Here is a 12,905-nt window from a genome sequence, read left to right as displayed (position 1 = left end):
CCTGCGAGTTGCTACACGATTGCTTTCAGTTCACCCAAGCTGCGTGTCACGCCAAATTGATTGTTATAAGACGTTGCGTCCTAACGTTAGAACGTCGTGATTACCCGCATGGCGGGTAGAGTGTCTATGAATTCTACCCATGCCAGTTCAAGCTTGGCGCCGTTTTCATGATACAACCGCGGTAATCGTTTGACGTCTGACTGGTGAATATCATCCAGGGGTTTTTTACTCGTCTTCGGGGGGGGGGCATTACTAGGCGTTTAATGTTTATGCTGGAAAGGTCTAATTGGGACTTGTCTGCCAGCGGACAACATCAAGCACCACTCAGGGGGTGCTATTCATAGCCATGAATACATGCCCTGGATAGCGTAGGTCTGCAGTGCAGATTCGAGTAGGCCGCCGTATCGGTGAGAGCAGGGCGGCGCGCAAAGTGTCGGCGCTATGGCAGCCTGAACAAACAACCACCCATCAGCCGGCTCGGATTGTCCGTGGACAATCTGGCGAGGCTCCACAGCTAGCCGTCCCGGTTATCTTTCAACGCGTCGCGCATCTCTTCCGGGTCAAACTCCAGCCCGCCCAGTTCCGGCGTGAGATTGGCACCGACCCAGCAGCCGAATTGCGCCAGTGCCGGCAGCACATCTAGCACGAGCGTGTCGAGATCCAGTGCGGCGACTGCGAAGTCCGGGAAATTCGGCAGGGCCGCTTCGGCCTCGTGGTGTTGCGACCACAACGGCACCGTGGGCGAAGCCTCGTCGCCCGAACTGGCCCAACCCGCACCGTCAGACAGCCCCCAGACTTGGCGGCTATCAGCAGCTTCGCGCAGGAAGCGCTCGGCGCGGACTTGGGCGTCTTCGGGTGGGGCCATGCCGGCATGTTCGAGGCTGTGCTGGGCCAGTGCAAGTGCGTGCTCGTTGTTCATGATCAGCGAGCACGCTTGTCAACGAAAGGCGACGGTCAGCTGCCAGAGCTTCGTTTTATCGATAGTGTCGATGCGTCAATCGAGCTGCGCATATCCCTGATGGCCTCGTTCATCACGTCCTGCATCATGTTAGGCGTAGCCACGCGTGTCATGGCCCTATCGATAATAAAGGCCCTGAATGATTGACCAGTCCAGTTCGTAGCCAGATTCAGCAGGGGCACGAAAAGCCCGCTGCCGGCAAACAGGCTGAAGGCGACGCCGGGGCTAAAACCCAGGTGCAGCCGCAGGGTCTCGCCGAGCAGCCTGAGCGGCGGCTGACCCGCCAGCATGGCCTGCGCCCAGCTTCTGGTCACGAGGTCGGTGCCGGCGGCCAGCAATGGGAGGGTTCGAGGCATGGGCCGGTTTGGGGTGTCTCCGTCATGGCGTGTCGACCTGCGCGCGGACGGTATCCGGCGTCAGGCAGCGTCCGCTGTCGTGGCACGCCTGTACCTGTACTTTAACGCTCAGAGGCTCGGTTGCACTTGCTTCGGCGAGGGTGGCGGTGATGACGCTGCCGTCGTCGTATACACGCCACGGCGCGTCACCGAGCCCGCTGTCGATGTCGCGGCCGGCGGGGTAATCGACCGTCAACGGCACGGGCTCGCCGCCGTCCGTGTCGGCGGAGAGCACCGTGGGGATCAGAAAGTCCAGCGAGGCCGGGTTGGCGTTGACGTGCCAATCGCCGGCGATATCCAACGTGACGCGCAGGGTGCGCGCATCCGTTCTCACGGCGCGGATAGTGACCAGATCGGCGGTGGTCTTGGCTGCATCATTGTCCACCCCTGTCTGGGTAACGGTCTCGCCGGCCTCGGGCGTCGGCGCCGGCCATTGCCATGCCAGCAGGACGCCCGCTACCGCTATGGCGGCCAGACCGGGGATGACCCAGCCGAGAATCAGTGACTTACTCATGGCTTGTCTCCCGCAGCGCGTAGCGCCGCCGCCAGGGTGTCCACGGTGAACAAATCGGGCAGGCGCTTGTGGATACGCCCCTGACCGTCGAGCACCACCGCGAACGGCAGCCCGGCGCCGCCGAACTCACGCAAGTACGCTTGCAGGCGTTCGTCCGGCTGGCTCAGGTCGGCGCGCAAGGTTGCCGCCCGCGCGAGCCGCGCGGCTTCAATCACCTTGGCACTCCGGTACACGGTTTGTTCCAGCACCTTGCAGTTGATGCACCAGTCGGCGGTGAATTCTATTAGCACCGGGCGATTGGCCGCCCGGGCGTCCTGCAAGCTCTGTTCGGTAAGCGGCTGCCACGCCAGGGTGGTATCAGCGTTGGCCCCGGGATGCGGCCAGACCGCGAACGCGCTCACCATGGTGCCTGCCAACACCAGCCCCGGCACCAATCGCGCGCCCAGGTCGGGCCCGACAATCAACGCGCGCAGCAGCCAAAACGTCACTATGCCGGCCCAGCCACTCCACAAAAACGCCGCCGCATGACCGGGCAAAACGGTGGCGGCGAAAAATGCCGCCCCGGCAAGCAGGATCAAGCCCAGAAACTGGTGGATGCGCACCAGCCAGGCGCCGCCGCGCGGCATTGTCGCGATCAGTCCCGGTCGCGCCAGCAGCACCAGATAAGGCAAGGCCAGGCCCAGCCCAACGGCCAGGAAAATGGCGACGATGGCGGCGGGCGACTGGGTCAGCGCGAAGGCCAATACCCCACCCAGAAACGGGCCGGTACACGGCGCCGACAACACCGCGGCCAGCAGGCCGGCCAGATAGGGTTCCGCGTAGCCCGCGCCCTGGACCCGGTAGGCCCACTGCGGCGGCTGAAGGCCGCGCCCGGCCAGGCTCCACACGCCGAGGCCGCCCAACACCAGCGCCAATGCGGCACGAAAGCCCGGCGATTGAAAGATCGTGCCCCAGGTCCAGTTGAGCCAGGCGGTAGCAATCGCCAGACCGCCAAAAAATGTCAGCGTGCCGGCCAGTAGCGCCGCGCCCGCCAGCAGCCGCTTGCCGGGACCGTCGCCCACCACGCGGCCGATGCTGCGCAGCTTGATCGGCAGCGCCGGCAGCACGCAGGGGGTGAGGTTCAGCAGGACGCCGGCGGCGGTGGCCAGCAGCAGGTATTGCCATAAATTCATGGGGTATGCGTATCGCCTTCTGGTTCAATCGAATCGGAGCACGCCTTGTCGAGCAAGCCGGTAGTGCCGCAGGGAAAAATAGAAAACCGGACCTAGGGGCGCGGTCAACGCCCCCAGGCCCGGCGCCTTGGCAACGTGCTAACGATTCGGCTGCTTGGTCACCCGCAGGTACGGCTTCAAGGTCTTCCAGCCGTCCGGGAAGTGCTCCTTGGCCTCCTCGTCGGACAGGCTGGGGACGATGATCACGTCCTCGCCGTCCTTCCAGTTCACCGGGGTGGCTACCTTGTAGCCGTCGGTGAGCTGGATGGAGTCGATGACCCGCAGGATTTCGTCGAAGTTGCGGCCCGCGCTCTTCGGGTAGGTCAGGGTCATGCGGACCTTCTTGTTCGGGTCGATCAGGAACACCGAACGCACCGTCGAACTGTCGCCCTCGCCCGGGTGCAGCATGTCGTAGAGTTCGGAGACCTTGTGGTCGCTATCCGCGATGATCGGGAAGTTGACCGCACAGCCTTGGGTCTCCTCGATATCGCCGGACCAGGCTTTGTGGTCCTCCACCGAGTCCACCGAGATCGCTATGATCTTGCAGTTGCGCTTGGCGAACTGTTCCTTGAGCTTGGCGGTCTCGCCGAGCTCGGTGGTGCACACCGGCGTGAAGTCGGCCGGGTGCGAGAACAGCACGGCCCAGCCGTCGCCGATCCACTCGTGGAAGTTGATCTGGCCTTCGGTTGTATCCGCCGTGAAGTCGGGGGCGGTGTCTCCTAAACGTAAACTCATGGTTTTCTCCTAGAGAGAGTGAAATGCTAAAGGAGTAGCGCAGGCACCGAATGAGTGGGTGCGCGCTACTGACACGCGGGAATGTCGGTTTCCGCGAATGGGCATGCCTTCGCGGCAAATTGCGATTCGCGCGTGCGGTCGAGTTTGTGGCTAGGCTACGTCCGGAGGACGAAGCAGGCCGGCATCATGGGGCGGGAGCGTATCGGGATTCTGCCGGCGGGCCGCAGGGTGCGGCCGCAAAATAAAGTCCATTGCCAAGGAACCGTTGCCAGGTACTACGGTGCCGCAACTGGCGCATGGAACCAGGCAAGTGGGGTCGATATCCAAACACCCGGTCTGCTGGCAAGACGATTGTGAGCCGGCCTGGATCGAATAGGCACTGGCTTGGCTTTCCTGCATGCAGGCCGACGTACCCATTGCGACGACGGCCGCCTCGACCGGCAAGGCCAAGGCCGCGCTGACCAGCATGATGACGCGCAGGTATCGCATGGGTGCGTATGTTAAGCCCTGAGATTCCGAATTCAAATGAAGATGCCGGGCATTTGGCCGTTGGTACATGCCTGGACACCGCCAAGCCGGGATAGTTGCACGAGTCCCAAAATGGAGTCCCAGAATAGATCGAATTATGCGCTCGGATCAGCGTCGTTCATCGCGGCAAGGATCCGGCAGTCCGCGGCGCTTCCCCCGGAACAAGCGCCAACCAACTGCTTCAGTGCAGCTTGAAGCGATCTGAGTTCCCGCATGCGTTTTTCTGTCTCGCGGAGCTGGGCGCGGGCCAAGGTGCGCACTTGCTCGCAGTCGGCGTCGGGCGCGTCGCTGAGCGTCAGCATCTCGCCGATGCCGGACAGGCCGAAGCCCATGGCTCGCGCCGCGCGGATGAAGTGCGCGCGTTGCAGGCCGGCCGCGTCGTACAGGCGTTGGCCGCCCGCCGTATAGCCGGCGGGCTGCAACAGTCCAAGCGCTTGATAATGCCGCAGCGATTGCACGGAGCAGCCGCAGCGGCGGGCAGTTTCGCCAATAGTTAAATACATGATGATTGCCGGTTGAACCTATAACGATTGTAGCGATTAAGCTATGCGTTTTCATGTTCGGAGCCAACATGGCTGAAAACAAATCAGATCGCCGGATCAGCGAATTTTCCGTGCCCAAGATGGATTGCCCCTCCGAAGAAGGCATGATCCGCATGGCCCTGGATGGTGTTACCGGCGTGCATGGCCTGGTATTCGATCTGGGCGAGCGTCAGGTCCAGGTGCTGCACGATCAGGACGTGGACGAGATAACGCCCAAGCTCGAATCCCTGGGCCTGGGGGCGCGCTTGCTGGGCACCCGCGATGCGGATGACGACGATTTGCAAGCGCTGCAACAGAGCCGCGAGGCGGATGCGCAGGAGTCCGGCACACTGAAAATACTGCTGGCCATCAACGGCTTCATGTTCTTCGCCGAATTCACGCTCGGCTGGATGGCGCAATCCACCGGCCTGCTGGCCGATTCGCTGGACATGTTCGCCGATGCCGCGGTGTACGGTGTCGCTCTGTATGCGGTGGGCCGCAGCATGCAACTGAAAACCCGCGCCGCGCACCTGGCCGGCTGGCTGCAATTGCTGATGGCCCTGGGCGTGCTCTTCGAGGTCGGCCGGCGCTTTATATTCGGCAGTGATCCTGTTTCCATGCTGATGATCACCGTGGGTTCAGTCGCACTGGCCGCAAACGTCACCTGTCTGTTTCTCATCTATCGGCACCGCCACGGCGGCTCGCACATGAAGGCGAGCTGGATATTCTCGGCCAACGACGTGATCGCCAATCTCGGCCTGATCCTCGCCGCGGTGCTGGTGGCCTGGACCGGCTCGCGTTATCCGGACCTGATTATCGGCACCATTATCGGCTTCGTGGTGCTCGACGGCGCCCGGCGCATACTCAAATTGCGGAACTGACCGTCGATGGCCAAGGCCCTGTTGCATCTCGGCCGGCCCAGGCCGGGTTCGTTCGCGCCGTGGCTGAGCACTACGGCAGCCGGCGCGGTCCTGCCGCTGGCCTTCGCGCCCTGGTCCTGGTGGTGGCTGGCGCCGTTCTGCGTCGCGGTGCTGTTTCACAACGCCTGGACCGCGTCACCGGGCCGGGCCTTTGCCCTGGGCTACTTGTTCGGTCTGGGTCTGTTCGGGGTCGGGGTATCCTGGATACACGTCAGCATGACGCAGTATGGCGGCGGTGGGCCGGTGACCAGCTTTATCGCTACCGGCGGCTTGATCGCCCTCCTGGCCTTGTTTCCGGCCCTGGCCCTGTGTCTGGCGCGCGGGTTACGGCCGCAAGCTGATGCCTGGGCATTATGGGCATCGCTGCCCGCGGCCTGGCTGGCACTGGAATGGCTGCGCACCTGGCTATTCACCGGTTTTCCCTGGCCGCTGCTCGGCTACAGTCAGGCCGATGCGCCGCTGGCGGCAGCCCTGGCGCCGGTGACGGGCGTGCTCGGTCTGGGCGCCGTGGTTACCCTGCTGGCCGCAGCCCTGGTCTGGTGCGCCGCCGGGCGCGGTTGGCGACGCTGGGCCGTGACCGCGGTTGCCGTCGCGGCCCTTGGCGCCACCACCCATGTCGGGCTGGCGCGCGACTGGATCCGGCCGGCCGGGCCACCGCTGGAAGTCGCGCTCGTGCAGGGTAATTTCGACCAGGCCGAGAAATGGCGGCCGGAAAATCGCAGCAAAACGCTTGCGCGCTACGCCGCGCTGAGCGAGCCGCTGGAACAGGCCGATCTGATCGTCTGGCCGGAGACCGCCATGCCGCTGCTTTATGCAAACCTGCCGGCGGCCTACCTGGACAAGCTCACCCGGCGCCTGGATGCGGCCGAGGCCACGTTGATCCTGGGCGCGCCAACCCGTGGCGAGAGCGGACGCATTTTCAATAGCGCCGTCGCCGTGGGCACGTCCGCCGCTTATGCCAAGCGACACTTGGTGCCATTCGGGGAGTATGTGCCCCTGCGCGGGTTGTTCGGCGACCTGCTCGACGTGTTGGGTGCCCCGGAATCCGACTTCACCCCCGGCGAGCAAGCCACCCTGCTGCCGGTCGCGAAGTACCGCGCCGCCATCGCGATCTGCTACGAAATCATATTCGCCAGCGAGGTCGCCAGGCTGGCAGCCGACTCGAACTTTATCGTCAACATGAGCAACGACGCCTGGTTCGGCGACAGCATCGGCCCCTGGCAGCACTTGCAGATTGCGCGCATGCGGGCCATGGAAACCCAACGTTATGTGTTGCGGGCCACCAATACCGGCGTGACCGCGGTTATCGATGACCGTGGCCGGGTGCGCGCCCAGGCACCGCAATTCGAGGCGGTAAAGCTGGTATCGAACCTGGTGCCGCGCACGGGGCTTACGCCCTATCTTCGATGGCGGGATGCACCGCTACTGATCACGATCATCGTCCTGCTGCTGTTTTTGGCGATCCGGCGCGGTGCCGGCCGCCCCTTGCATTTCACAAAAAAAGCGGTGAAAAGATGACCATGGACAAAAGCGGCAAACCCTATATCCACGCCCTGCGTTATTCGGCCCTGACCGGCCTTTACGATCCGGTGGTGGCGCTGACCACGCGCGAAAAGACCTTCAAGCGCGCACTGCTCGATGCCGCCGGATTGGAGTCTGGCCAGCAGGTGCTCGATGTCGGCTGCGGGACCGGCACGCTCGCCATCGCGGCCATGCGCCGGGTGCCATCGCTCAGGATGCACGGTCTTGACGGAGACCCGGATATTCTGGAGCGGGCGCGTGCCAAGACCGCCCGTTCCGGGCTCGAGGTCGTCTACAGCGAGGGCATGTCCTTTGACCTGCCGTATCCCGACGGTCGCTTCGACCGGGTATTGTCAAGCCTGTTCTTCCACCATCTGATGCTGGAGGACAAGCTGCGCAGCTTTCGCGAAATCCATCGGGTGACCCGGAATGGTGGCGCCTTGTACGTTGCGGATTGGGGCGCGCCGCAGAATGGGCTGATGCGCCTGGCCTTCTTCGGCATTCAATTGCTGGACGGCTTCGAGACCACCCGGCCCAATGTGCAGGGCAAGTTGCCGGAGTTGATGGAGCAGGCCGGCTTCGAGCGGGTGCGGGTGATCCGAAACATCCCCACCCTGTTCGGCACCATGACGATTTATGCGGCCCACAAAGGCCACGGCCAGCCAAGCCCGGTCCGCGATGCCTGAAACCAACGATACCCCGCGCTTGCAGCGCATCGACGCCGCGACTCTGGCACAACGGCTGGCCGGGCCGCAGCCGCCGCTGCTGCTGGATGTGCGCCGGCGCGCTGCGTTCGAGAGCAAGCCGCGCGGCATCGAGACAGCGCTGCCATTGTTGCTGGACGCCGATCCCCCGCGGATTCCGGACCGCCCACGCGCCACGCCCATCGTGGTGTACTGCCTGTGCAGTGGCGAGGCGTCGAGCACACGCGCCGCCCTGTGGCTGCTGGCCGCCGGCTACGAACATGTGGCCGTGCTCGACGGTGGCCTGCCGCAGTGGGAAGCGCAAAACCGTCCGCTGGCCGCCCTGGATTGGACGCGCGAGACCGGCCGTTGGATGAATATCCCTAAAACCGGCAATGCGGCCGCCATTGATGCGCCGCTACTCGCCGAAGCCGCCTTTCTATTCGGCCAGGCCTTGCCCTTGCGGCGCGACATGGCGGTGTTGTTCGTGGACATGGTCGACTCGACGCGGTTGCTGCTGCGCCACGACGCCACCGAAGTACTGCGGCGGGTGCAAGCCTTCATGGCCATCGTGGTCGACGTGGCGGCGCATCACTGCGGCGACGTGCACGACTTCGAAGGCGACGGCGCCATGCTTTACTTCGCCGGCCCCGGCGAAGCGCTGCCCGCGGCGTTTGCCTTGCGGGCGGCGCTGGCTGAGTGCCGGCGCGAGCAGCCATCGCTGCCGCAGGCCCGTTTCTCGGTGGACGCCGGGCCCCTGGTCATCGGCCACATCGGCACCCGGTTCCGGCGCGGCCTGTCCTTTATCGGCCCCAGCATTAACCGCGCCGCCCGCATCCTGCCGCTGGCGCCGGCCGACGGCATTATCGTCACGCAAGGCGTATTGGAGCACGCGCAGCGCAGCGATCCGGATCTGCATGCCGAATTTGTCGAATTGGCCGGCCGGCAGAGACTGAAGGGTTTTAGCGAGCAAGCGCTGAGGTTATTCGTGGCGAGATAAGCATCACGTTAGGCACCATAAGGGGGTTATCAGGCTAAGTCGTAAGCATCAGGGAAGTGCAAATGAGTTGCGCCTGGCAGCTGGGTGCAACCGAAGTAAGCCCCGTTTTTTTGACCGTCCCGAACAGCTACAGGAAACGATTGGTCCTAGTGCTGCTGGTATTGATCGGTGCCATTGGGCAAGACCCGTTCGATCAAGGCCTCCATTTCGTCGATGGTCTTCTTGCCGGGTATGACTTCGCCGTTGATAAGAAATGTCGGTGTCCCCAGGACACCGTGTTCCCGGCTCGCGCGGCGCTGTTCCCGGGTTATGGCGCGCTTGTGCCGAGGCGCATCCAGACAAGCACCAAACGATTTCTGATTCAGTCCGATCGCTGCGGCTTGCTGTACGAGGGCAGAATCGACATCGTCCTGCCGAGCCCAGTCGCGCACAGACGCGTAGAGCGCATCCAGCATCTGATAATACTGGTCGCCGGCGCAGCGGGCGGCGACCGCGCCGCGAAGTGCCGCAGCACTGGTCGGAAAATCGCGGTAGACAAAGCGCAGCCGCCCGGTGTCGATGTAACGCGATTTGATGTCGGGCAGAACTTCTCTGTGAAAGCGCACACAGTGATCACATGTCAGCGAGCCGTATTCGACCAGGGTCACCGGTGCATCGGCGCTACCGAGTGCGGTCTCGGCATGCGCGGCTGAAGCAAACAGGCACATCGGAGTGACTATGGCGACGCCGCTATGCCGCGCAAGGCGCGTAACCGTAACCTGCACAGTCCGCATCAAGCGCATAGGAATACCGATCTTCAGGCGACCCGAGCCGGGCTTTGGCGGGCGTCCTCCATCAGACACCAGCCTTGATCCAGCAGATTGACAACGCAGGGATCATGGATCCGGTAGTAAATGCTGTTGCCTTCTCGCCGTGACGCCAGAATGCCCACATCGAGCAGACGTTGCAGCTGGTTGGAGACGGCCTGGGCTTTCATGCCAACGGCTTGGGCGAGATCGCTTACGCGGATTTCCTGTTCGATGGCGATGGCGTGCAGCAGCCGCAAGCGCGTGTCGTTCGCCAAGACCTTGAACAGGTCCGCCAGTTCGCGGGCCTGGATTGACGATAGCAATGGCCGCGCGCGTAAGGCCGGCTTGGGCGGGCAATCCTTGCAATGATCGGTCATGCGATTTCCAGCCAGGGCAATCAGGTTACCGAACAGGCTTGGCTGCACTGCCGGCAGGCTTGCGCGCAGGCCTTGCAGCATTCGTCGTCGAATCTCTCGCACTCCTCGGCGCAGGCGCGGCAGGCCTTTTCGCAGATCGAACACAGCTCGGAAGCCAGCGGGGATTGCCGGCTCGTCAGCGAGGCACATAGCCAGCCGATAGCGGCGCAATCCATGCACACGCGAACACAATCCAATTTTTGCGCATCGCCGCTGCAAACAGCCGCGCAATGATCGGCGGCCTTGGCCGCTTCTATGCACGCGTCGATACAGGCTTGTTTGTCAGTCATGGTGGTCTCCTTAAGCAGGTCGCATCGCTTCAATTACATTATTACACTATTAAATGTAATAAAATATTTCAACCCTACGATTGAAGGGTTTTGGCCGACAATCAGTTCGTTTGTGGGTGGCTCAATCGGGCCGGGGTTAACACGAAAATAATCCTATGCTAATTTAATTAGTATGTACTTAACTTTTGTTGGCATCACGTGAAGCAATCGAGCGGGTGGCTGCCCGGATTTTCCCGGCGCAATTTTTTGCGCCTGGGCTTGACCGGATCGTTGGGCTCTCTGTTCGGCCTTTCGGCGGCGCATGGCCGCGTGGACCACGGCCTGCATACGGGCGGCATGACGACCGTGGGCGAGGTCGATCACCGGCGCAACGGCTTCGACCCGCATGCACTGCTTACCGACTGGGACGGTGGCCAGGTATCTTGGCTGCCGGACGGGCGACGCCTGCGCGAATACGAGATCGTGGCGGAGGATCGCGAGATCGAGATCGCGCCGGGGCTGTTCTTTCCGGCCTGGACCTATGCCGGCCGGGTGCCGGGGCCGACACTGCGAGCCACCGAGGGCGATGTGGTGCGCATCGTCTTCCGCAATCAGGGCAGCCATCCCCACACCATTCACTTTCACGGCATCCATCCGGCCCGCATGGACGGCGTGCCGGGCGCCGGCGAGGTTTACCCCGGCGGCCAGTTCACCTACGAGTTCGAGGCGTTGCCGTTCGGTTGCCATCTTTACCACTGCCATTCCGTGCCCTTGAAGCGGCATATCCACAAAGGGTTGTACGGGGCCTTCATCGTGGATCCGGACCCGGCGCGGCATCCGGAGCCTGCCGGGGCCGCGCGCTCGCGGTTGCTGGGCACACCAGAAAACGCCCGCTGGCAGGAGATGGTGATGGTGATGAACGGTTTCGACACCAATTTCGACGAGGAAAACGAGGTCTACGCGGTCAACACCGTCGCCCATGCCTATAACGAGCGCCCGATCCGGATCGAGCGGGCCCGGCCGATTCGCGTGTATCTGATCAACGTGACCGAGTTCGACCCGATCAACTCCTTCCACGTGCACGCCAATTTCTTCGACTACTACGACCACGGCACCACGCTGACGCCCACCCTACGTACGGTGGATACCGTCATGCAGTGCCAGGCCCAGCGCGGCATCCTCGAGATGAGCTTTGCCGATCACGAGCCGGGGCTGTACATGTTTCACGCCCACCAGAGCGAGTTCGTCGAGCTCGGCTGGATGGGGCACTTCGGGGTGGCATGAGCACCGCGCGCTATTGGCTGCACTGGCTGCTGCCGCCGGCCTTGCTGGCATTGGCCATCCTGGCGCTGCTCCAGAGCGATTGGCTGGCGAGCCTGGGCGTGGCGCCGGCCCCGTTCGAAGACCTGGTGGTCGAGCGGGTGGTACTCGACGAACAGGGCATCGCCCTGAAATACCGGGTCGACAGTCCCGACCCGGTCACCATCGTCCAGGTTCAGGTGGACGGCGCCTATTGGCGATTCACCCAACAACCGGAAGGCCCGCTGTCCCGGGGCGAGGCCGCCTGGACCCGGATTCCCTATATGTGGGTCGCCGGCGACGCCCATCACCTGACCCTGGTGAGCTCGACCGGGGCGACCTTCGAACACACCATCGACGTGGCGCAGGCCACGCCCCAGCCGACCCCGGCGAAGTTCGGCGCGTGGACCTGGGTCGGTCTATACGTGGGGCTGTTTCCGGTGGCGCTCGGCATGTTGTGTTATCCGGCGCTGCGCCGCTCCGGCCGCGGAGTTATCGATTTCGTGCTCGCGGTGACCCTGGGGCTGCTGGCGTTTCTGCTCGTGGATACCCTGCTGGAGGCATTGGAACAGGCCGAGCAGGCGGCCGGGCTATTCCAGGGACCGCTGCTGGTGTTGCTCGGGGCAACAGCGGCTTTCGTCGGTCTGCGTGCGATCTCTGGCGGCGGCCCGGACGGCGTGTCACTTGCCTGGCGCATCGCGCTGGGCATCGGCCTGCACAACCTGGGCGAGGGGCTGGCCATTGGTAGCGCCGTGGCCGCCGGGGAGATCGCCCTGGGCACCTTCCTGGTGCTCGGTTTCACCTTGCACAATGTCACCGAAGGCATCGGCATCGCCGCGCCACTGACCGAATCGCAGCCAAGATTACCAACTTGGGCAGGTTTGGCGGCCCTGGCCGGGCTACCGGCGGTGGCGGGTTGCTGGATCGGCGCCTACGCTTTTTCGCCGCAGTTTGCCGCTCTGTGCCTGGCGCTGGGCGCGGGCGCCATCCTGCAAGTATTGATGGATGTCGGCCTGTATTTGCACGGCCGCACTGCGTCTGTATCAGGCTTGACTACCCAGCCGCTGTTGGCCTTCGGTTTGCTGGCCGGGATCGGCATCATGTACGCGACCGCGCTGCTAGTGTCGGGATAGTTTGCGTCTTTCGC

At 63.5% G+C, this 12,905-nt stretch carries 16 protein-coding genes; 6 read left to right on the top strand and 10 right to left on the bottom strand.

What is annotated here, in order from left to right:
• Window positions 1-514 precede the first annotated feature (514 nt).
• The 7 genes from RM531_RS15420 to RM531_RS15390 all read right to left on the bottom strand — a co-directional run bounded on the left by RM531_RS15420 (window position 515) and on the right by RM531_RS15390 (window position 4,844).
• Window positions 515-919: a DUF2750 domain-containing protein gene (locus RM531_RS15420; RefSeq protein ID WP_311660563.1), complete on the bottom strand. Its 405-nt coding sequence runs from the start codon at window positions 917-919 to the stop codon at window positions 515-517.
• Between the two features lie 35 nt (window positions 920-954).
• On the bottom strand, window positions 955-1,314 hold the full coding sequence (locus RM531_RS15415; RefSeq protein WP_311660561.1) for a hypothetical protein: 360 nt from the start codon (window positions 1,312-1,314) through the stop codon (window positions 955-957).
• Between the two features lie 22 nt (window positions 1,315-1,336).
• Complete coding sequence (locus tag RM531_RS15410) at window positions 1,337-1,867, bottom strand: protein-disulfide reductase DsbD domain-containing protein (protein WP_311660560.1); 531 nt, start codon at window positions 1,865-1,867, stop codon at window positions 1,337-1,339.
• Window positions 1,864-3,039, bottom strand: a complete 1,176-nt coding sequence (locus RM531_RS15405; RefSeq protein WP_311660558.1) for a protein-disulfide reductase DsbD family protein — start codon at window positions 3,037-3,039, stop codon at window positions 1,864-1,866. The genes RM531_RS15410 and RM531_RS15405 overlap by 4 nt, the downstream gene beginning before the upstream one ends.
• 138 nt (window positions 3,040-3,177) lie before the next feature.
• Entirely contained in the window at window positions 3,178-3,813 is a 636-nt protein-coding gene (locus tag RM531_RS15400; RefSeq protein WP_311660556.1) for a peroxiredoxin, read from the bottom strand.
• A 150-nt stretch (window positions 3,814-3,963) separates the two neighbouring features.
• Window positions 3,964-4,302, bottom strand: coding sequence for a hypothetical protein (locus RM531_RS15395; protein WP_311660554.1), 339 nt, complete (start codon window positions 4,300-4,302; stop codon window positions 3,964-3,966).
• A gap of 134 nt (window positions 4,303-4,436) precedes the next feature.
• Complete coding sequence (locus RM531_RS15390) at window positions 4,437-4,844, bottom strand: MerR family DNA-binding protein (RefSeq protein WP_311660552.1); 408 nt, start codon at window positions 4,842-4,844, stop codon at window positions 4,437-4,439.
• 68 nt (window positions 4,845-4,912) lie between these two features.
• Between RM531_RS15390 and RM531_RS15385 the strand changes: the two genes are divergently transcribed.
• Genes RM531_RS15385 through RM531_RS15370 form a run of 4 tightly spaced genes read left to right on the top strand, consistent with a single transcriptional unit; the run spans window position 4,913 to window position 8,986 of the window.
• Window positions 4,913-5,743, top strand: coding sequence for a cation efflux transmembrane domain-containing protein (locus RM531_RS15385; protein ID WP_311660550.1), 831 nt, complete (start codon window positions 4,913-4,915; stop codon window positions 5,741-5,743).
• Between the two features lie 6 nt (window positions 5,744-5,749).
• Window positions 5,750-7,300 carry an apolipoprotein N-acyltransferase gene (gene lnt, locus RM531_RS15380; RefSeq protein WP_311660548.1) on the top strand — a complete coding sequence of 517 codons (1,551 nt, stop codon included), beginning with the start codon at window positions 5,750-5,752 and terminating at the stop codon, window positions 7,298-7,300.
• The gene (locus tag RM531_RS15375; RefSeq protein WP_311660546.1) at window positions 7,297-7,989 is read left to right on the top strand and encodes a class I SAM-dependent methyltransferase; all 693 of its coding nucleotides are present in this window, start codon (window positions 7,297-7,299) and stop codon (window positions 7,987-7,989) included. The genes lnt and RM531_RS15375 overlap by 4 nt, the downstream gene beginning before the upstream one ends.
• The gene (locus RM531_RS15370; RefSeq protein WP_311660545.1) at window positions 7,982-8,986 is read left to right on the top strand and encodes a rhodanese-like domain-containing protein; all 1,005 of its coding nucleotides are present in this window, start codon (window positions 7,982-7,984) and stop codon (window positions 8,984-8,986) included. Before RM531_RS15375 ends, RM531_RS15370 begins: the two co-directional genes overlap by 8 nt.
• A gap of 146 nt (window positions 8,987-9,132) precedes the next feature.
• Here RM531_RS15370 and RM531_RS15365 read toward each other — a convergent pair whose 3' ends face one another.
• From RM531_RS15365 to RM531_RS15355, 3 genes are all read right to left on the bottom strand, one after another.
• Entirely contained in the window at window positions 9,133-9,693 is a 561-nt protein-coding gene (locus RM531_RS15365; RefSeq protein WP_311660544.1) for a DsbA family protein, read from the bottom strand.
• An 89-nt stretch (window positions 9,694-9,782) separates the two neighbouring features.
• Window positions 9,783-10,151, bottom strand: coding sequence for an ArsR/SmtB family transcription factor (locus tag RM531_RS15360; protein ID WP_311660543.1), 369 nt, complete (start codon window positions 10,149-10,151; stop codon window positions 9,783-9,785).
• A 20-nt stretch (window positions 10,152-10,171) separates the two neighbouring features.
• A complete protein-coding gene (locus RM531_RS15355; RefSeq protein WP_311660542.1) occupies window positions 10,172-10,480 on the bottom strand; it encodes a four-helix bundle copper-binding protein in 309 nt (102 codons plus the stop codon).
• A gap of 270 nt (window positions 10,481-10,750) precedes the next feature.
• On the opposite strand from RM531_RS15355, the gene RM531_RS15350 reads away from it, so the two are divergent.
• Complete coding sequence (locus RM531_RS15350) at window positions 10,751-11,743, top strand: multicopper oxidase domain-containing protein (RefSeq protein WP_349255458.1); 993 nt, start codon at window positions 10,751-10,753, stop codon at window positions 11,741-11,743.
• The gene (locus tag RM531_RS15345; RefSeq protein WP_311660540.1) at window positions 11,740-12,891 is read left to right on the top strand and encodes a ZIP family metal transporter; all 1,152 of its coding nucleotides are present in this window, start codon (window positions 11,740-11,742) and stop codon (window positions 12,889-12,891) included. Before RM531_RS15350 ends, RM531_RS15345 begins: the two co-directional genes overlap by 4 nt.
• The last annotated feature ends 14 nt before the right edge of the window (window positions 12,892-12,905 follow it).

It is taken from the genome of Spectribacter acetivorans, assembly GCF_031846305.1.
In the GTDB taxonomy this organism is placed as follows: domain Bacteria; phylum Pseudomonadota; class Gammaproteobacteria; order Nevskiales; family Salinisphaeraceae; genus Spectribacter; species Spectribacter acetivorans.
Note: the sequence above shows the minus strand (reverse complement) of the source record. Positions and strands in the feature narration are given on the sequence as shown.